The following is a 20300-nucleotide window of genomic DNA, read 5'->3' as shown; positions in this document are numbered from 1 at the left end:
CTAAGTGCATGGCTTTTGAACAAATTATTCTTTTTATTTTGAAAATGCATCAACAACTTCTTGACTCACACCGGTATTGGAAAATCCTCCATCATGAAAAAGGTTCTGCATGGTCACCTTCCTGGTAAGATCGGAAAATAAGGATACGGTATAATCCGCACAGTCATCGGCGGTTGCATTGCCCAAAGGAGACATTTTTTCGGCATAGCTAATAAATCCGTCAAATCCCTTAATGCCCTGTCCCGCAGTAGTTGCCGTAGGTGATTGGGAAATGGTATTTACCCTTACCTTTTTGTCTTTTCCGAAAAAATAACCAAAACTACGGGCTACGGATTCTAAATAGGCCTTGTTATCGGCCATATCGTTATAATCGGGAAAGCTTCTTTGTGCGGCAATATAGGTCAAGGCTACAACGCTGCCCCATTCGTTCATCGCGTCGGCCTTATAGAGGCTTTGCATTACTTTGTGAAAGGAAAGTGCTGAAACATCCCATCCCTTTGCGGTAAAGTCATAATTCTCGTCCATATATTGCCTCCCCTTCCGAACATTTACGGACATCCCGATGGAATGAAGCACAAAATCCAATTTACCGTCCAAAATTTCCATGGATTTTGACACCAAATTGTTCAAATCCTCCTCGTTGGTAGCATCGGCGGGCACAATTTCCGAGCCTGTACTTTCGGCCAAGTCCCTGATTTGACCCATTCGCATGGCAATCGGTGCATTCGTCAATACAAAGACACCTCCTTCCTCATGAACCCGTTCTGCGGTTTTCCATGCTATGGAGTTGGCATCCAATGCCCCAAAAATGATTCCTTTTTTGCCTTTCAGTAAGTTGTAAGCCATAAATACCGTTTCTTAGGTTGATGCGCAAAGATATTAAAATTAACTACGGCTTTTAGTTATGAAAACACGGAAAAAATCAAATTTCAATCTGCAGTTTTGCAATCAATGCTTTCCATTTTTAATTCAATAATTGCCGCGCATGGGCCATTGCCGAATCCGTAAGATCCTTGCCCCCCAGCATTTCGGCAAGTTCCACTACCCTCTCGTCCGAATCCAACTTTTTCATTTGGGTACGGGTATTTCCGTCCTCCTCTGTTTTATACACCTTGAAGTGATGGTCCCCTTTTGAGGCCACTTGTGGTAAATGTGTAATGGAAAAGACTTGCATGGTCTTGCTCATACCTTGCATGATATCTCCCATCCGGTTGGAAATTTCACCTGAGACCCCAGTATCTATTTCATCGAACATTATGGTAGGCAAATTTTCATATTGGGCCAAAATAGACTTTATGGCCAACATAATGCGCGAAAGCTCCCCGCCGGAAGCCACTTTTTTCAACTCCCCAAATTCCGTTCCCTTGTTGGCCGAAAAAAGGAAAACCAAATCATTCTTGCCGTTGGCCTTGAAGTTTTGGGAATCCCGTATTTCTAATTTAAAACTTGCACTTGGCATACCCAAAGAAGCTAAACTCTGCTCTAGTTGTTTTTTTAATTTCGGTAGTACTGCCGATCTGCGTTTTCCTAAAGTAGCCGCAATTTTTTCCAGCCTCTCCTTTTGGGCGGCCAATTGCTCTTCCTTCTCGGCTATAGTCGCATCTAGGTTTTCGGTCACCGCAACTTTTTCCTCCAATTCAGTTTTTGTAGCCATTAGTTCTGACACGTCAAGGGCCCCATGCTTTTTCTGTAAATCATATAGTAATTGGAGTTTGGAATTGGTTTCTTCCAATAATTTGGGATTTACTTCCACCTGCTCCAAACTGGATTCCAACTCGAAACCAAGATCTTCTACCTCTATGTAGACGGACTTTACCCGCTCATCCAATTTACCATACTGATTTCCAAAACCTGATAACCTATTGGAGACCTGCTTTAATTCCAACAACAGATTAAGAACTCCCATCTGCTCATCGTTAAGCAATTGATGTCCCTTTGAAAGTTGCTCCAAAATAGTTTCCACATTGCTCAACTGTTCATACTGCTCTTGAAGCCTTTCTTGAATTCCCGGTTCCAAAGGAGCAGCTTTTAGTTCTTGCAGTAGAAAATTGTTATAATCGTGTTCTTTAATGGCATTCTTTTGAAGTTCAATGAGTTGTTTTAGTTCTCCTGAAGTGTATTGATAGTCGTCCAAATTATTGGAATACTCCAAGACAATTTTCTTATTGTCCGCAAGTGCATCGATTACCTTTAGTTGGAAATCATTTTCCGTAAGTTGCAAGGTCTGGTGTTGGGAATGCACATCGATCAGACGGTTTCCCAACTGGGAAAGCGCACCTAAAGTTACGGGTGTATCATTAACAAAAGCTCTTGATTTGCCACTAGGCAGTATCTCACGTCTTATAATTGTCTTGGGTTCATAATCCAAATCATTTGCCTCAAAAAGCTCTGTCAGATTATATTTTCCAATTTCGAACTCCGCCTCTACAATACACTTTTTTTCCTTATTGCGAAGAGAGGACAAGTCTGCACGCTTACCCAGAACTAAGGACAAGCCGCCCAACAAAATGGATTTGCCCGCTCCGGTCTCCCCGGTTATGCAGCTAAAACCATGGGTAAAGGAAACGTTGATGTCGTCTATAAGGGCGTAGTTGTTTATAAGAAGGTTGTTCAGCAATGCACCATACGATTAGTACCGCAAAGATAATCGATATTCCAATCAAAAATTGAGAGGCTTAGTATTTTATATCATTCCAAGTACTGGAATATAGGGGAGCGATACGATTAAGTGTTTCCTTTAACCTAACGATATCCACTTTGGGGCCGTCACTAAAGATATTTTGAATCTCCTCGGATTTGGCATCGAAAAAAGTCTGGATCAAAAATGCATTGGGCCGGCGCTTAATCATGGTCTCGAACAAGTTCATGGTTCCGGCTATTACCTGCTTGCCCGTACTGTTATTATCCCCAAAAATATCAAGACCCTTTCTGTGGTAGTTATACATGGCCACCCGATATTCCCTGAAAGTATTGGACAGTAGATTGTCCACAAGCTCAAAGCGACTGCGGTTACTGGATTGACTCCAGCCTGCCGAATTACTCCCTTGGGCCTGGGTCACAATACCTTGTGCAGTTCTGTAGTGTTCGGTACCCCCCTCAAGTGAGAATGTATCCGCATCCAACCCCAAGATGATGTACACGTAGTACGAGATCACACTCACCAAATTAGACTCGTACACGTTCTGATTAAAGAAGAGCGGTTGAAATTCGATATATTCAAAATTAAATTGATCGTCCTTGTAGTTGAATATCGGGGTTTCATAGGAGGTATTGAATACCGGGCGGGAGGACTGAATTTGGATATTGGCCTGAAATCGGTTGTTCTCAAAGTTGGTGACCGTAATGAACATTTGGGCATTGACCCTTTCGTTTTCCTGATACACCCTGTTGGTCCACTTGTTCTTATTGATGAAGTCTGTTAGGGAGCGTTCCAAGGTGGCAAATATCTGCTGATTGGTTTGCGAAACCTGATCCGAATTTACCGTAACCGTACAGTTCATTTCCTGTGCCGGTACGCCTGAAAAAAATACGGCACAAAACAGCAATGTTAAAAGATTACGCATGGATTCTATCGATAATTTCCTTGAGAATGTCATAGGCCACTGCTGACTTCTCCTTTACATCAAACGCGGTTAAGTTTAAATTCTTGTCTATAAAAGTAATTTTATTGGTCAATTTCCCAAAACCGGCCCCGGAATCGTTTAGGGAGTTCAATACGATGGCATCCAAGTTCTTCTTTTTCAATTTTTTCTTTGCATTCTCGATCTCATTTTCGGTTTCCAACGCAAACCCCACTAAATATTGATGTTGTTTTTGTTCACCCAGGGACCATAAAATGTCCTTGTTCTTGACCAATTCCAGGATAAGGTCGTTTTCTTGCTTTTTGATCTTTTGATCGGCCACTGTCTTTGGTCTATAGTCGGACACGGCAGCAGCACAAATGGCAATGTCCATTTCCGGAAAATAGTCGTGCGCCAAATGGTACATCTCTTCTGCCGAGATTACTCTGTGAAGATCTACCGCCGCGTGGTCCAGAGACAAATGTGAAGGTCCCGATACCAAGATTACCTGGGCACCTAAATCCGCAGCAGCCTTTGCAATTTCATATCCCATAAGGCCAGAGGAATGATTCCCGATAAAGCGTACGGGATCAAGGGCTTCATAGGTGGGTCCCGCCGTAACCAATATCTTTTTGTTATGCAATGGCGATCGTGGGGACAAGTGTTCTTGGATAAAAGCAAGAATGTCTGTGGGCTCCGCCATTCGGCCTTCTCCATGCAATCCGCTGGCCAACTCACCGGAAGTGGCCGGTATAATTATATTACCAAAAGACTGCAATTTCTTGAAAGACGCCTTTGTGGAAGGGTGTTGATACATGTCCAAATCCATGGCAGGTGCAAAAAAAACGGGGCATTTTGCAGAAAGATATATGGCCAACAACAAGTTATCGCAGATACCGTTGGCCATTTTAGAAAGTGTGTTGGCAGTTGCCGGGGCAATCAACATGAGATCGGCCCAAAGTCCAAGTTCTACATGATTGTTCCAGTCCGTAGTATGGTTTTCTTCTTTAACAAATGAAGTCAGTACCGGATTCTTGGAAAGGGTGGCTAACGTAAGGGGTGTAACAAAAGAGCTGGCACTTTCTGTCAAAACAACTTTGACATTGGCACCAGCTTTGATCAGTAAACGGACAAGAAACGTTGTCTTGTAGGCTGCAATCCCTCCTGTAATTCCCAAGAGGATGTTTTTGCCGCCGAACATGGCACTAAACGTCTTTCTCCGTATTCCTGTGATATATCTTATCCTGCAGCCATTCTTCTATGGCCAAGGCATGGGGTTTTGGCAATTTCTCATAGAATTTGGATACCTCTATCTGTTCCTTGTTCTCAAAAACCTCTTCCAAACTGTCACTATAGGTGGCAAACTCCTCCAGTTTTTCCAGAAGTTCCTTTTTAATTTCAGAATTTATCTGCACCGCTCTTTTGGCGGTTATGGAAATAGCCTCGTAAATATTATCGGTTTTTGCATCAAACTCGTTCTTGTTGATAGTAATGGTAGAGACTGGCGCCTTTGAATTCTTCAGATCGTTCATATTCATGTGGAATAATGTTATTTAGCTTCCTTATTATCATTTAAAACAATAGTACTGTTGGCGAGTTCCTTTTCTATGGTTTCCAAAAGGTTGTCCGCTTCTTCCGCATATTTGGTTTCCGGATATTGTTTTTTCAACACGTTGTACGCCGCTTTTGCCGTTTGCAATCTTTCCGGTTTTAAAGCCTCAAAACTATTCAAGGCCAAATTGGTCGTAGCCTCCACCTTAACATAAAGAGCTTCTTCACGATATATGGAACCAGGAAAGTCAGAAACAAAATTGTCCAAAGAGGCTATGGCCGATTTCAACATATCGTAATTGAATTCACCCAACTTATTATACTGCTTTGCAATCTCAAACGCTTTCTTTTCCTTTTTTGTAGTAAGTTCCTGGGCCATGTCATTAGCTTCCGGAAAAAATTCAGAATCCGGATAGGTATTTATGAAAGTTTGCAATTTTGCAAGGGCCTTATCGGTATCCGTTTGGTCCAAGGTATACTCCGGAGATAGTTCATAATAGCTTTTGGCACCCAAGAACGAGGCCTCGGGCACTTTATCACTTTTGGGATAAGACTTAATAAATCGTTCAAACTGGTAGCCCGCCATGTTAAAATCCTCCCGTTGAAAATAAGTATTCGCCAAAAAGAACATTACCCGTTCCCCTTGTGGTTTTCCCACATATTTGGGGGCAATTTGTTCAAACAAACGATTAGCGCGCTTATAATCTTCCTCTTCATAATACTTCTGGGCCAGATCATACTTGGGCTTCACTTCTTCATTTTTAAGTACCTTCTGATACTCACTACAAGATTGGAGGGCAAATGCCATACCCGCCATTATTGCTGCGTAGGAAAGTAGAGCTTTTTTCGAAAACATTTTGCAAAATTAGGGATTCTTGATGGATATAAAAAACAAATTCTCTAATGCTAAAGTAGCGTCTTGTTTTTGGTTCCCTAGTTTTTTAGCTAAGATTTAACGTTCTGAAGCCAAATGATTTAGGCATGGACCTCGCTAAAAGGTAGCACAAAATCCTTGAGAATTTGCTTTAATTGCGGTGTTGCCTCCACCAGCGGTAAGCGTACCGTTGAACCACATAGGCCCAAAATTTCAAAAACCGCCTTGATGCCCGCAGGATTGCCTTCTTGGAAGATGAGGGACATCCCTTCCTGTAGCTTGTAATGTAATGCATAGGCCTCGTCCGACCTGTTTTCAAGGCCCAAGCGGATCATAGTCGAAAATTCCCTGGGAACGGCCTGCCCCAAAACCGAAATCACCCCGGATCCACCGGCCAATACAGTTGGTAATGCAGTAATATCATCTCCGGAGATTACCATAAAATCCTCGGGTTTGTTCTGTATTAGGTCCATTACTTGGATCATATCCCCCGAGGCCTCCTTGATTCCCACAACGTTTTCAAAATCATTGGCCAATCGAAGCACCGTACTCGGCAACATGTTACTACCTGTCCTGCTTGGTACATTGTACAGAATAATGGGCTTGTCGGTAACTTCGGAAATGGACTTAAAATGCTGGTAAATACCTTCTTGTGTAGGTTTGTTATAATAGGGTGAGACGGAAAGTATAGCCTCAAAATGCTTTGATTCAAATGCCTTAACCTCATCAACGATACGATAGGTACTATTTCCGCCGATGCCCAAAACCAAGGGAAGCCTTCCCGCATTGGCAGCGATAACCGCTTCCATGACCAGTTTTTTCTCGGCCTTGTTCAAAGTAACGGATTCGCCAGTGGTACCTAGCACCACCAGATAATCCACTCCACCATTGACGCAATAGTCGACAATGCGTCCAAGGGCTTTGATATCTATAGATAAATCCTTGTTAAACGGGGTTACCAAAGCAACGCCAGTACCTCTTATAGTATCCATCATCAAATCTCGTTAAGTACGCCCAGATACTTTTTTAATTCCATTTTAAAAGTCTTGAAATCCTTTAGGGGTAGGTTTAATATGATATCGTTAAAATTTTGGTCAACAGTTTTGAATCCTACCCTAACCCGAGCCTTGGCTTTAATGCTCATCAACTGGATAAGCAAGTTCTCCTCATCAAAATAATTGACCAATAAATCATATTCCCTACTCAAAAATTCAAGGGCATAACTGTTTTCAATATTTCCGTTCCAACCTAAATCCTTATCAGAGAATACCGGTGTGGAATACGGGGAATTTTTATCGTAATAACTTTTGTACCCAATAATTTTTACCGCATTGGGACGTAATTTATACTCCTCTACAAACTCAAAAAAAACCTCGGCCTTGTCAAATCTATCCAAATCCACAATACAGCCCACCGAGGTTATACCACTGCTCCGATTTACTGTCGGCGCAGGTTTGCCCATTTCTTCCTTTAAAAATTTAACGGCGGATTTATGCTTGAATTTATCTTTTATTCCCTTAAACATTTATTTTTACATTTTGTAGGCATTCGAGTCCTTTGATTTTCAAAAAACGGGGTTCCACAAATGTAAAGAATATCCGCGCATATCCATTTGCTAAGATAAAAAGGTTTAGGGTTTTAAAAATGAAACATTTTGTTGTATTTATAACAATTGGTTGTTTGTTAGCTTGCCATCAAAATCCGCCCGTACTGTCACAAATTAAAGCGTCCCAGCTACAAATTGATGATTCCTTACCTTCATACGATTCTGTGGAAACTTTTCTTCACCCCTATAGCCGGCGACTGAACCAGGTATTGGACAGTGCCTTGGCCTATGCCCCAAAAAAAATCTCGAAAGGGGATGGAGAATACAATACCACAGCCGGAAATCTCTTAGCGGATATTATGATGTCCGAAACCCGACCTATTTTTAAATCCCGTACCGGAAAGGACATTGATTTCGTTTTGTTCAACCACGGGGGTATCCGGTCTATCCTTTCCAAGGGTAAGGTATCGGCTCGGAATGCCTATGAAGTTATGCCTTTTGAAAATACGGTTACGGTGGTAGCACTCCAAGGAACCTCGGTTCGGGATTTGGTTTCCTATTTGGTGCGAGCGAAACGGGCACACCCCATTTCCGGAATGCAGGTTGTCCTAAATCGGGACGGAAGTCTTAAGTCGGCCTCCATTCAGGGAAAACCTATTGATGGTACACGCATCTATTATATCGCAACATCAAGCTATCTGGTTTCCGGAGGGGACAATATGATATTCTTCAGAGAGGCCATTGAGGTCTTTGAAACCGATTACAAAATTCGCAATATGCTGATCGATTATTTTGGAAAAGTGGACACCTTAAATCCAAAAATCGATAACCGGTTTGTACGTCTAAAATGAAAACTCAAGTTCAAGTGCAAGTGCAAGTGCAACTAATTTCATTTTTGATCAATAGAAAAGCCATATTTTGAAATTTATGTTTATATAAAACTCAATAATGTCCGTTAAAAAATTTGACTTAGAAAATAGGCTGGTTGAATTTGCAGCACATGTCGCTTTGTTCTGTAAAAAGTTGCCAAAAGATATGGTAGGTCAATATTACGGTAATCAATTATTGCGATCTGGTGGTAGTGCAGCCCTTAATTTTGGTGAGGCACAAGGGACCAACAGCAACAAGGATTACATCAATAAAGCTTCCATTAGTTTAAAAGAACTTAAAGAATCAAGGGTTAGTCTTAAAGTATTGCACAAATTAGGATGTGCGGATCAATCTCAGATACCGATTCTCTTGGATGAAGCCGAACAATTAATTAAAATAATGGCAACTATTATAAAAAATAAGAAATAGCATTTTTTCAATTAGGGTTAGTTCCTAGCCGAAAACATATTTGAATTTACATTTAAGTATGAACTTGTATTTGAACTTGATACTTGAATTTCAAAAATGAACCGACGAAACTTCATAACAAAAACTACTGCATCCTCCGCGCTTTTGGGGTTGGGTGGGCTTTCCATGGGTTCATGTTCCTCACGGCAAAGGCATATTACCATTCTTCATACCAATGACGTACATAGCCATATTGAACCGTTTCCGAAAAGTCACTCGGACTATCCCGACCTGGGCGGGGTGGCTCGAAGAGCAGCTTTGGTGCGACGTATTCGTGAAGAAAATCCGAACACCTTGTTATTCGACGCCGGTGATATTTTTCAAGGCACACCTTATTTCAATTTTTACGGTGGTGAGCTGGAATTTAAGCTCATGAGCTTGTTGAGATATGATGCCGCTACCATAGGGAATCACGATTTCGACAATGGCATCGAAGGTTTGTTCACACAACTCCCCAATGCCCGTTTTCAGCTGCTTTCGAGTAACTATGATTTCAGCAATACCCTTATGGATGGTCTTGTAAAACCCTTTTCTGTGTATGCGGTAGATGGGATAAACGTGGGGGTATATGGCCTAGGGATCAAATTGGAGGGCTTGGTCAACCAAAAACATTACAAGGAGACCCTATATCTAGATCCCTACGAGACAGCGTTGGATAGTGAACGTATCCTAAAAGAGGACGAGCATTGTGATCTCATTGTCTGCCTATCCCATTTGGGATATAAGTATAAAAACGAAAACCGACCCAGTGATGTGAAACTGGCCGCCTCCACCCGACATACGGATTTAGTCATTGGGGGCCATACCCATACATTTTTGGAAAAACCGACCGTGGTGAAAAATCGTAGTGACAAGGAAGTGTTGGTAAACCAAGTAGGTTGTTTTGGCATAAATTTGGGCCGAGTCGATTTCTATTGGGATGCCGCTAGGAACAAAAATGGAAATGGAGTTACGTTAACCATTTAAATCATATACCGCATGCCCAACACCATACCAACTGTGAAAGAAGCCACTTTTAATCCAAAGATCAAAACCTATGTCTTGCTTACGGTCGCTTTTTTCTTGACCATTTCAGTAGTCGGGATTCCTTTACTCTTACCTTGGTTTTTAGGTTTAGGGCAGGTGATGTCCAATCGCTATTACCAAAATCTCAAATGTTTTTTGACACAAAAACATTTGGAGTTCAAAAAAGGGGTGTTGTTCAAGGTGGAAAAAACTATCCCTTTGGAAAACATACAAGATCTTACTTTTATTGAAAATCCCTTGTTGAAATACCTCGATCTACGGATCTTAAAAATAGAAACAGCGGGGAATAGCAATCCCAAGGGCAGCGACATGAAATTAATCGGAATTGTTGATTCATCGAGTTTTAAGAAGCAGGTACTGCACCAAAGGCAACTGCTAGTGAATGAAAACAAGGGTACTGTTCATCGAGAAGGAGAGGACACCCAAAAAGAAACCCTTAAAGTACTTAAGGAAATTCGAGAAATTTTAAATGATATACGAAAAGACAGCACACTATGATTACGTTTCACAGAACAGACTCTTCCCATGCTAATTTCATTCAACTCGTGGCTCTATTGGATGCGGATCTGGCGATTCGTGATGGAGAAGATCATGCCTTTTATCACCAATTCAACGGAATCACGGACATTGGTCATGCCATAGTTGCATTCCGCGAAAAAGTCCCAGTGGGTTGTGGGGGCATTAAGGAGTTTAAGGATGGGATTATGGAGGTAAAACGCATGTATGTGATCCCGGAAGCTAGAGGAGCGGGAATAGGCAGTGCCGTATTACAGGAGTTGGAACAATGGGCGGCCGAATTGGGCTACACCCATTGTATTTTGGAAACCGGAAAACGGCAACCTGAGGCTATTGCACTGTATAAAAAGAATGGATATGCTGTAATTCCCAATTATGAACCTTACCAAAACATGGAAAATAGTGTCTGTTTTCAAAAAGATGTATCTTTCCGCCAAAACCAATACCCATGAAAAAAATAGGCCTTTTTGTAATTACCCTTATCTGTTCCCTTTCCCTACATGCCCAGGCTCGAGAGTACTATCAACTTAAAATCTACACGTTTGATACAGAGACCCAGCAGCAGACCACGGACGATTATCTGAAAAATGCCTTCTTGCCGAGCCTGAAACGTTTGGGAATTGAAAATGTCGGTGTCTTTAAGCCCCATCCTCAGGATGATGGTACTATTCCCAAACAGACTTACGTGCTAATTCCTTTTAAATCGATTGTGGAATTTGGATTACTGGACGATACCTTGGCAAAGGACAAGACCCATCAAGAGGCCGGGAAAACCTACTGGGAAGCGGCCCACGATAAGGCGCCCTACAAACGCATAGAATCCATTTTTATGAAGGCCTTTATAGATATGCCCAAAATGGAACCTTCAAAATTGGAGGGTCCCCGCAAGGACCGTATCTATGAACTGCGCAGTTATGAGGCAGCTACGGAAAATCTATATCGAAAAAAAGTGGATATGTTCAATGCGGGCGGGGAAGTAAAACTTTTTGACCAGTTGGATTTCAATGCCGTATTTTATGCCGAAGTACTTTCTGGGGGCCATATGCCCAATTTGATGTATATGACGACCCATTTAAATCGGGAAATCCGGGATGCCAATTGGAAGGCTTTTGTGGAATCCCCTGAATGGGAAAAGTTAAAGGTGATGCCTAAATATCAAAATACCGTTTCCCGTAATGATACCCGATTGTTGTACCCTACGGAGTATTCGGATTATTAGTCACCCCTTCCGTCACGCCGACGCCGTGAGACCTTACCCCGCTAGGGGAAGGAACACATGCATAATCAAACTGTAACTTAAGGAAAGAGGAATCACTCCTGTTGTAATATAAACTCAACAATCCCCTTAAACTCCTCCTCCAGACTTACCTGAGGAAAAGGTTTTCCGGCCCTGCGGTACCAGTACCCGGCATTCCATTCATCCCCTTCTTTGCGATGGAGATAACCATGGATCCAACTACCCATATCGGTATGCATTTCTTGGGCGATATCGTGGGAAGCCCCCCAATCGCCTTTGGCATCATGCCATAAAGCCTTTAAGCTTTCCGGCCAATCACCGTGGACTTCTCGATTCGATAACGAACTCTCAAATTCGATATAATCTTTAGGAATTCCCATAATCAAGGTCTTAAATGATAGGACTTAGGTTGTACAAAGGCACGGATACCTTGTGCCGATAACGTAGCCCCCAGTCCCGAATGCTTACGGCCTGACCACGGCACGTTGGGACTTACCCGATCACAACAATTCCAATATGCTGTGCCTACGTCAAGTTGCTCCAGGACGCGCAATGCCCTTTTTTGATCACTCGAAAAAACCGCGGCCGTTAACCCATAGTCGGTGTCCTGCATTAAATCCAAAGCTTCGCTGTCCGAACCCACCTTTTGAATCCCGATAACGGGCCCGAAAGATTCTTCCTGCATCACTTTCATGGAAGCGTCGCAATTGACCAGGACCGTGGGCTCAAAATAATAGCCCTCCCGATCCATTTTTTGCCCTCCGGTTTTGAGAATGGCTCCCTTGCTCAAGGCATCAGCGATTTGATCTTTAAGAACTTCCAATTGTTGCAACCGGGTCAAGGGACCTATATAGGTCTTCAAATCTGTGGGGTCCCCAACGGTATAAGAACTTACTTCCGCCGTCAAAGCCTCAACAAAATCATCGTGGATAGTATCGGAAACATAAATCCGTTCCACCGCACAACAACTTTGACCATTATTATAAAAGGCACCTTCGGCCGCATTTAGGGCCGCTTGATGTACATTGATTATATCGTCCATGACATACAAGGGATCTTTACCTCCCAGTTCCAATTGTACTGGAACCAACTTATGGGCAACGGTCCGGGCAATATGAAGTCCTGTCTTATAGGAACCGGTAAAAAAGTAGCCTTCAATACTTTCCTCCAAAAGTCGCTGGCCCAAATCTCCACCTCCAATAACGCATCGAAATACATTTTCGGGGACCCCAGCCTGCCATAGGTTTTTTTCAAATTGTTTCCCCGTTAAGGAAGCAAATTCCGAAGGTTTATACAAAACGGAATTGCCAGCGATCAAGGCATACAAAAAGACATTATACCCCACATTATAAGGGAAATTCCATGCCGATATATTTGCTATTACCCCCAAAGGTTCATATACTATTTTTTCGTGCGTGCTTCCTGAATCGACCAAAGTTTCTGAGGTTAGCCATTTTTCCGCGTTCTGTTGCAAATGGTCGATCCTGTTTTGTGCTCCCTGGATTTCATTTAGGGATTGTCGTAGGGGCTTACCGGTTTCCGAAGTCAAGATATGGGCAAGTTCATCAGAATTCCGTTGTATCAATTCCCCGAAGCGAACAATACAAGCCAACCTTTCGGCCACGGGCTTTAGGGACCAAGCTTTTTGCCCTTCCTGTAAGGACTCTATTATTCGGGACAAATCCTTGGCGTCGGTTGGCTGCAGTTCAGCAATAACAGCTTCGGTAGTAGGGTTTATTACCTTCATTGTTCGTCTTTTACATGTTCTAAAAATGCATCGTACAGCAAATGGGCATCTATCAATTCTCCATTAAGGGTATGAAAAAATTCAGGATGCCATTGTACTGCCATGACCTTGCCATCAGGCTCTTTTGTATATCCGAAAGCTTCGATAATTCCGTCGGGTGCGGTCGCATATACCTCCAAATGGTCTCCTAAGTCCTTAACGGCCTGATGATGCACGGTGTTCACATAAGAATCTTTTGTATTCCCATAGCGTTGGGCTAAAAAAGTATCTTTTATCCATACTATGGGATGCTTTATGGTATCATACAATTGGGCGGAACGGTGTTCCATGGCCTTTGGATTTTGGGTTACTGTATCTTGATATAGGGTTCCTCCAAAATAAACATTCATCAATTGCAACCCCCTACAAACACCCAGGACCGGTCTGGAATTTTGGATGGCATAGTCCAATATTTTTAATTCATACTGATCCCTATAGGCATCACCCTTCCATTTGCCCAAAGGTTTTTCCCCGTAGGTTTCGGGGGCAAGGTCGTTCCCACCCTGAAACACAAATCCATCCATTTCGGATAGGATGTCATACAATAATTCCTCTTCCACATCGGGAATAAGAATAGGCAGGACCCCTTTTTTCGTAACATAACAGGCCATATCGTTCTCGATATAGGTCAAGGTTTTAGGGCCAAATACGAGTCTTTCTTTATCGGGATACAAAAAACAGGCGGAAATTCCTATTTTAATCATAAAGCTTCCGTGTAAAGTGATTTGAAATCTTTTTTTGTTACAGGTTTTGGATTATTGGGATGACAAAAGTCCGCTTCGGCCAAGTCGGATAGTTGGGGAATGTGTTCCTGTGAGACACCGATATCGGAAAGTTTGATCGGCAGCTTCAGTGCATCGTTCATTTCAAAAAGGTGCTCCACTACCCTATTGCCCTGCTTATTTCCCAGTCCAAAGGCTTCCGCCATTTTATCAAATCGGTCCTCACACCCCTCATAATTAAACTGCATACCATATGGCAGGTTAACCGCATTGGCCAAACCGTGATGCGTATCCAAAAGACTGGAAAGCGGATGTGCCAGGCTGTGTACCACCCCTAGACCTTTTTGAAAAGCTACGGCTCCCATCAAGGAGGCCAACAGCATTTTGGACCTAGATGCTACATCGGGGTTATGTGTTGCTACTTCCAAAGAGTCCGCAATCAATCGTATGCCTTCCAGGGCAATGCCATCGCACATGGGATGAAAATTTTTGGCCAAGTACGCTTCCATATTATGGGTCAAAGCATCCATGCCCGTGGCCGCCGTTACAAATGGAGGTAATTCCATAGTCAACAAGGGATCTGCAAAAACTATTTTCGCCATTAATTTGGGGCTAAAGAGAATTCTTTTCTTTTTAGACTCATCCTCAGATATTATGGCGCTGCGCCCAACTTCGCTTCCGGTTCCGGCCGTGGTGGGAATGGTTACAAAATGGGGGACTTTCTCTGTCACATATTTATCCCCACCGATCAAATCGTCATAGTCGAACAAATCCCGTTTATGGTGAATGCGAAGCGCAAGGGCCCTGGCCACGTCCAATGCCACACCACCACCTATCCCTACAATACAATCCCGGTCCGTGGCATCATAGGCCTCTCCGCCTTTAAGCACATCGGATTTTACGGGGTTCTTGTGCATCTCGTTGAATACGAATACGCTTAGCCCTTTTTGTACCAGATTTTGTTGTACGGCTTTAAAAAAAGGCAGTTGGGAAACCGTGCCATCCGTTACCAGTAAGGGTCTTGAAAGGGCATGACTTTTTAAATAATCTGCCAACTCTTTGCTGGCACCCGGACCAAATCGTATTGGGGCTGGAAAATTAAAGCCGTAAACTTGATGCACATCCATATTTAGATAATTTCAAAATAGCGTTTGGTCTCCCAGTCGGTCACCTCTGCCGAAAACTGTTGCCACTCCCATTCCCGGGTTTTTGTAAAATGGTCTACAAAAGCATCACCAAATAGCTCCTTTGCGATTTGGGATCTTTTCATCTTTTGTGAAGCTTCCCATAGATTGGTAGGCAATAGACCCTTTTTAACAGCATACCCATTGGCTTTGGTTTCCGGAGTACCCAAATGCAACTGATGCTTGATGCCATACAATCCGCTGGAGAGACAAGCGGCCATGGCCAAATAAGGATTTACATCGGACCCCACTACGCGATGTTCAATACGGGTCGATTTCCTCTTGGTGGCCAAGACCCGAAGGGAGCAGGTTCTATTGTCGTGCCCCCAGGTTTGATTGATTGGGGCCCAAGCGCCAATGACCAATCGTTTGAAACTATTGATAGTCGGTGCGAACATGGGTAGTATTTCCGGTAGGCATTTTAATTGCCCGGCTAAAAAATGTTTCATCAAGGGGCTCATTCCATCCGTTGCCTTTTCGTCATAAAACAAGTTTTCTTTCCCTGTCGAATCCCAAAGACTTTGATGGATATGCCCCCCACATCCGGGAAGGGCACTTGTCTGTTTTGCCATAAAACTTGGGATAATTCCATGTCGATATCCTATTTCCTTTACTGCACTCTTAAAAAGGACGGCTCGATCCGCGGCCTCTAAAATTCCACTATACTGAATAGCGGCCTCCGTGACCCCGGGTCCCGTCTCGGTATGCAGGCCCTCCAAAGGCACTCCAAAACCTTCAAGCAAATGGAACAAGTCGTCAAAATACGCCTGGTTTTCGGACATTCTCAAAATGGAATAACCAAACATCCCAGGAGTTAAAGGTTGGATATCCTGGTAGGTCTTTTCATGGAGAGAATCTGAGGTTTCGCGGTAATTGAACCACTCAAATTCCTGTGAGAACATAGGTCTAAAGTCCCTATTTTGGGCCTGGTCTATGACTTTTCGTAGCAGACTCCTTGGGCACACTGCCAAATCCTCGGCCTTATCATTTTTAAAATCCACCAAGAAAAAAGGCGTATCCTTTTCCCAGGGGATGGTACGGAAAGTGTTTAAATCCACCCTGGCGTCAAAATCGCCATAACCGGTATGCCAACCCGTCACTTTGATATCATTAGTGTAGTCCTTATCCTCCATATCCCATCCAAATACCACAGAGCAAAAACCGAATCCATCATCCATAGCCGACAAAAACTTGTCCCGATGCATGTATTTACCCCGCAAAACCCCGTCAATATCCACTAGGGCTACCTTTACCTTGGTATGCTTTCCTTCCTGTATTGCGTTGATAATCTGGTCTTTGTCCATAAGAAGTGATTCTGAAGGTTTTAACGTGCCATTTCGCTCGGCACGATAGTATAAAAATATCACTTTACGCCAAAAAATCGAACGTTACAAGAAGCTCATTCCATTTTTTTATTGAGAAAGAGTAGAAAAAAAATATAGGATAGCCCCACAATACCAAAAAATATAGCCGCCAAGATTGGATTGTAATACGCCATGGCCAAAAGGGCAACCACCGAAATTACCAAAGCGGTCAAAGGAAAAAACGGAAACATGGGCACTTTAAAGGGACGTTCCATGGCCGGCTCCTTTTTGCGCAATGCGAAAAAAGAACACATGGATACCACATACAGTCCCAAGGCGCCAAAACAGGCAATGGTAATGATTTCTCCCGTAGCCCCCGTAAATAAGGCTATAATACCAATGACTGTATTAAAGACCAAGGCATTTGCAGGTGTCCTGAAACGTGATTGTACCTTTCCCAAAGACTTTGGCGCATAGCCTCTTCGACCAAATTCAAATGTAGCCCGGCCCCCGGCCAGGATAATCCCATGAAAAGAGGCAATTAGGCCCAAAAGACCAATACCGATCAAGAGTTTATATAGAAAATGCCCATTGTCCATAATTTGGGAAAGGGCTAAGGGCAAGGGTGAATCCGAGGGTATGCTACTACCCTCTGGATAGACTACGGCTTCCCAACCAGCTACGCCGACCGCGGAAACAAAGGTCAGCACACAAAGAAAAACCAAGGTAGCAATGGCCGATCCAAAGCCAATCAAGATACTACGTTGGGGATTAATTGCTTCCTCCGCTACATTGGCCACTCCTTCTATGGCCAGAAAGAACCAAATGGCAAAAGGTATGGCGGCTAATATCCCCTCATATCCGTTTGGGAGAGGGTTCATCCTAAGATTGGCCATCTCAAATTCCGGAAGGGTAACCCCGGCAAATATCAAGAGTTCCAAAACCGCCAAAATTGTCACTACCAATTCAAAGGAGGCGGCAAGCTTTACCCCAACAACGTTGATGATGGTAAAGATCAGGTAGGCTCCTATGGCAAAAACCATGATATCGATCGTGGGATATACTAGATTGAGATACGCTCCGATGGCGGCCGCTATGGCCGGGGGAGCAAAGATAAATTCGATATTCTGTGCGATACCTGCAATAAACCCCAAATGCTTCCCAAGTCCACGATGGGCATATTCAAAAGCTCCTCCGGCCTTAGGAATGGCGCAGGCCATTTCGGTGTAGCTAAAGGTAAAGGTGACATACATGAGGATGATAAAGGCCGTGGCAATAGCCAGGCCATAGGTACCTCCCTCCGCAAGGCCAAGGTTCCATCCGAAATACATTCCTGAAATAACGTAGCCCACTCCAAGTCCCCAGAGCATGAGGGGAGTCAATGCTCTTTTCAATTGGACTTTGGTCATGTGTCTGCTTTTTTGGGTGGTTTACTGTATTGACGAGAGTTGCCGTCGCAGCAAAAGTAATGGAAAATGGGTAATAGCCTAGTGGGTCAGAGTCAGGAGATTATCTCAAACTTATCAAACCATCTCCAAAAACTCAGCTTCCGAGATAATGGGTACGCCCAAACCTTCGGCCTTGGTCCGTTTACTGGGTCCCATATTGGCCCCGGCCACCAAGTAGCTGGTCTTGGAGGACACCGAAGAGGCTACTTTGCCCCCATTGTCCTCGATAAGTTTTTTCAACTCATTACGGCTTAGGGTCTCAAAGACCCCGGAGACCACAAAGGTCTGCCCTTTTAAGGTATCTGTTTGGTTTTCCAACTGGGCCTCGGACAAGGAAAATTGGAGCCCATAGCTTTTGAGTCGATCTACAATTTGTCGGTTTTCATCCTTGGCAAAGAATTCCACCACACTTTGAGCGATCCGTTCCCCGATTTCATCTACGGCTACCAGTTCCTCTTCCGTGGCAGTCATCAAAGCGTCAATATGTTTATAAGCCCTAGCCAGTTTTTTGGCCACGGTCTCCCCTACATACCGTATCCCCAAACCGAACAGCACCCGTTCAAAAGGAATCTGTTTGGAGGCGGTTACCCCGTTTACCAGATTCTCGGCGGATTTCTCGGCCATCCGTTCCAAGGGCATTACCTGTTCCTTGGTCAAGGTGTAGAGATCGGCATAATTGGCGATTAGGCCTTCCTTGAACAAGAGCTCTACCGTCTCGCTTCCCAATCCTTCGATATCCATAGCCTTCCGAGAGATAAAATGCTGAATGCGACCGGTAATCTGGGGTGGGCAACCTGTATCGTTGGGGCAAAAATGCTGGGCCTCGCCTTCCTTGCGTACCAATAGTGTACCACATTCCGGACATACCGCAATATATTGGGTCGGCCGGGAATCTGCCGGACGTTTCGTAAAATCCACTCCCATGATCTTGGGAATAATCTCACCTCCTTTTTCCACAAAAACGGTATCCCCTTCACGGACGTCCAACTTGGCGATTTGATCGGCATTATGTAGGGAGGCCCGTTTTACCGTGGTACCGGCTAACAGAACCGGTTCCAAATTAGCCACGGGCGTAATGGCCCCCGTACGGCCTACCTGATAGGTGATTTCGTTCAATACTGTGGAGACCTGTTCGGCCTTGAATTTATAAGCGAGGGCCCATCGCGGGGATTTGGCCGTGTAGCCCAACTCATCCTGATGTCTAAGGTTATTTACTTTTACCACTACCCCGTCGGTCTCGTACGGTAGTTCGTGCCGGTGGACTTCCCAATATTCTACGAATTTTAGGACTTCGTCAGTGGTATTGCACAACTTTGCAATGGTAGGTACTTTGAAGCCCCATTCCCGGGCCTTTGCCAACATTTCAAATTGGTTGGTAATCTGCAGATCCTTGCCAACAATACTATACAACAGGCACTCCAAGGGCCTTTGGGCCACAAGGGCACTGTCCTGGAGCTTTAAACTACCGGCTGCCGTATTCCGAGGGTTCATATAAGGTTCCTCTCCATTTTCCACCCGTTCCGCATTCATTTTGGCAAAGCCCTCAAAAGGCAACACGATTTCTCCCCGAATATCGAATTTGGGCGGATAATCGCCCTTTAGTTGCAAGGGCACGGAACGAATGGTCTTTACATTGGTGGTCACATCGTCACCCTGAAAACCATCGCCCCGAGTAACCGCACGGACCAATTGGCCTTCCTCATAGGTAAGGCTAATGGAGGCACCATCGTATTTGAGTTCACAGGTAAACTGTACGTCCACATTGCCCAAAATACGTTGGATGCGCTTTTCCCAGTCCATCAAATCCTCCTTGGAATAGGAGTTGTCCAGAGAATACATACGTTCCTCATGGGTGACGGTTTCAAAATTCTTGGTCACCATTCCCCCTACTCGTAGGGTGGGCGAGGTAGGGTCGTGGAACTCTGGATGTTGTTCCTCCAAGGCCTGTAATTCCTTGAGCTTCATATCGAACTCATAATCCGATATTACCGGTTTATCCAGCACATAATAGTTGTAATTGTGTTGGCGGAGTTCTTCGCGGAGGGAGGTTATTTTTTGTTCGATACTCATATATTTTCCTGTTCAAAGGTATTTGATTTGCCCTTTGACTGTACTTAGGGTGACAGATTAACTGCTGTTTAAAGGTTTAGGTCCAGTTAGCAGGACACATATTATACTGTCCATTGTAAACTCTTACTTCATAATTTT

General features: G+C 43.8%; 21 protein-coding genes. 6 read left to right on the top strand and 15 right to left on the bottom strand.

Annotation, left to right across the window (positions count from 1 at the left end):
• Positions 1–33: 33 nt before the first annotated feature.
• The 8 genes from Q0993_RS19510 to Q0993_RS19475 all read right to left on the bottom strand — a co-directional run bounded on the left by Q0993_RS19510 (position 34) and on the right by Q0993_RS19475 (position 7510).
• Complete coding sequence (locus Q0993_RS19510) at positions 34–846, bottom strand: SDR family oxidoreductase (RefSeq protein WP_299536424.1); 813 nt, start codon at positions 844–846, stop codon at positions 34–36.
• Positions 847–964: 118 nt separating this feature from the next.
• Positions 965–2617: a DNA repair protein RecN gene (recN, locus tag Q0993_RS19505; protein WP_299536421.1), complete on the bottom strand. Its 1653-nt coding sequence runs from the start codon at positions 2615–2617 to the stop codon at positions 965–967.
• Positions 2618–2675: 58 nt separating this feature from the next.
• Positions 2676–3563 carry a DUF4835 family protein gene (locus tag Q0993_RS19500; RefSeq protein ID WP_299536418.1) on the bottom strand — a complete coding sequence of 296 codons (888 nt, stop codon included), beginning with the start codon at positions 3561–3563 and terminating at the stop codon, positions 2676–2678.
• Positions 3556–4761: a bifunctional phosphopantothenoylcysteine decarboxylase/phosphopantothenate--cysteine ligase CoaBC gene (gene coaBC / locus Q0993_RS19495; RefSeq protein ID WP_299536415.1), complete on the bottom strand. Its 1206-nt coding sequence runs from the start codon at positions 4759–4761 to the stop codon at positions 3556–3558. Before coaBC ends, Q0993_RS19500 begins: the two co-directional genes overlap by 8 nt.
• A gap of 4 nt (positions 4762–4765) precedes the next feature.
• On the bottom strand, positions 4766–5098 hold the full coding sequence (locus Q0993_RS19490; RefSeq protein ID WP_299536413.1) for a DNA-directed RNA polymerase subunit omega: 333 nt from the start codon (positions 5096–5098) through the stop codon (positions 4766–4768).
• 11 nt (positions 5099–5109) lie between these two features.
• Positions 5110–5967 carry an outer membrane protein assembly factor BamD gene (locus Q0993_RS19485; protein ID WP_299536411.1) on the bottom strand — a complete coding sequence of 286 codons (858 nt, stop codon included), beginning with the start codon at positions 5965–5967 and terminating at the stop codon, positions 5110–5112.
• Between the two features lie 119 nt (positions 5968–6086).
• Positions 6087–6977 carry a 4-hydroxy-tetrahydrodipicolinate synthase gene (gene dapA / locus Q0993_RS19480; RefSeq protein ID WP_299537385.1) on the bottom strand — a complete coding sequence of 297 codons (891 nt, stop codon included), beginning with the start codon at positions 6975–6977 and terminating at the stop codon, positions 6087–6089.
• Positions 6978–6979: 2 nt separating this feature from the next.
• Positions 6980–7510, bottom strand: a complete 531-nt coding sequence (locus Q0993_RS19475; RefSeq protein WP_299536409.1) for a hypothetical protein — start codon at positions 7508–7510, stop codon at positions 6980–6982.
• A gap of 119 nt (positions 7511–7629) precedes the next feature.
• Here Q0993_RS19475 and Q0993_RS19470 point away from each other — a divergent pair, with 119 nt between their 5' ends.
• The 6 genes from Q0993_RS19470 to Q0993_RS19445 all read left to right on the top strand — a co-directional run bounded on the left by Q0993_RS19470 (position 7630) and on the right by Q0993_RS19445 (position 11630).
• Entirely contained in the window at positions 7630–8382 is a 753-nt protein-coding gene (locus Q0993_RS19470; RefSeq protein WP_299536407.1) for a 5'-nucleotidase C-terminal domain-containing protein, read from the top strand.
• 97 nt (positions 8383–8479) lie between these two features.
• Entirely contained in the window at positions 8480–8830 is a 351-nt protein-coding gene (locus Q0993_RS19465; protein WP_299536405.1) for a four helix bundle protein, read from the top strand.
• Between the two features lie 96 nt (positions 8831–8926).
• A complete protein-coding gene (locus tag Q0993_RS19460; RefSeq protein ID WP_299536403.1) occupies positions 8927–9835 on the top strand; it encodes a metallophosphatase in 909 nt (302 codons plus the stop codon).
• A 12-nt stretch (positions 9836–9847) separates the two neighbouring features.
• Positions 9848–10393: a PH domain-containing protein gene (locus tag Q0993_RS19455; protein ID WP_299536401.1), complete on the top strand. Its 546-nt coding sequence runs from the start codon at positions 9848–9850 to the stop codon at positions 10391–10393.
• Positions 10390–10863 (top strand): GNAT family N-acetyltransferase, encoded by a 474-nt coding sequence (locus Q0993_RS19450; protein ID WP_299536398.1) that lies wholly within the window; start codon positions 10390–10392, stop codon positions 10861–10863. The genes Q0993_RS19455 and Q0993_RS19450 overlap by 4 nt, the downstream gene beginning before the upstream one ends.
• Positions 10860–11630, top strand: coding sequence for an NIPSNAP family protein (locus tag Q0993_RS19445; RefSeq protein WP_299536395.1), 771 nt, complete (start codon positions 10860–10862; stop codon positions 11628–11630). Before Q0993_RS19450 ends, Q0993_RS19445 begins: the two co-directional genes overlap by 4 nt.
• A gap of 92 nt (positions 11631–11722) precedes the next feature.
• Here Q0993_RS19445 and Q0993_RS19440 read toward each other — a convergent pair whose 3' ends face one another.
• The 7 genes from Q0993_RS19440 to ligA form a co-directional block, all read right to left on the bottom strand.
• A complete protein-coding gene (locus Q0993_RS19440) occupies positions 11723–12028 on the bottom strand; it encodes a hypothetical protein (RefSeq protein ID WP_299536393.1) in 306 nt (101 codons plus the stop codon).
• A gap of 2 nt (positions 12029–12030) precedes the next feature.
• Positions 12031–13395, bottom strand: a complete 1365-nt coding sequence (locus tag Q0993_RS19435) for an aldehyde dehydrogenase family protein (protein WP_299536391.1) — start codon at positions 13393–13395, stop codon at positions 12031–12033.
• Positions 13392–14138, bottom strand: a complete 747-nt coding sequence (locus tag Q0993_RS19430) for a gamma-glutamyl-gamma-aminobutyrate hydrolase family protein (RefSeq protein ID WP_299536389.1) — start codon at positions 14136–14138, stop codon at positions 13392–13394. Before Q0993_RS19430 ends, Q0993_RS19435 begins: the two co-directional genes overlap by 4 nt.
• Positions 14135–15283 carry an iron-containing alcohol dehydrogenase gene (locus Q0993_RS19425; protein WP_299536387.1) on the bottom strand — a complete coding sequence of 383 codons (1149 nt, stop codon included), beginning with the start codon at positions 15281–15283 and terminating at the stop codon, positions 14135–14137. Before Q0993_RS19425 ends, Q0993_RS19430 begins: the two co-directional genes overlap by 4 nt.
• A gap of 2 nt (positions 15284–15285) precedes the next feature.
• On the bottom strand, positions 15286–16644 hold the full coding sequence (locus Q0993_RS19420) for a glutamine synthetase family protein (RefSeq protein WP_299536386.1): 1359 nt from the start codon (positions 16642–16644) through the stop codon (positions 15286–15288).
• Between the two features lie 95 nt (positions 16645–16739).
• The gene (gene eat / locus Q0993_RS19415) at positions 16740–18053 is read right to left on the bottom strand and encodes an ethanolamine permease (protein ID WP_299536384.1); all 1314 of its coding nucleotides are present in this window, start codon (positions 18051–18053) and stop codon (positions 16740–16742) included.
• 114 nt (positions 18054–18167) lie between these two features.
• Positions 18168–20162 (bottom strand): NAD-dependent DNA ligase LigA, encoded by a 1995-nt coding sequence (gene ligA, locus Q0993_RS19410; RefSeq protein ID WP_299536383.1) that lies wholly within the window; start codon positions 20160–20162, stop codon positions 18168–18170.
• Between the last annotated feature and the right edge of the window lie 138 nt (positions 20163–20300).

Source organism: Ulvibacterium sp. (assembly GCF_028285715.1).
GTDB lineage: Bacteria > Bacteroidota > Bacteroidia > Flavobacteriales > Flavobacteriaceae > Ulvibacterium.
The sequence above is the reverse complement of the archived record's forward strand: the minus strand, read 5'-3'. Positions and strand labels throughout refer to the sequence as shown.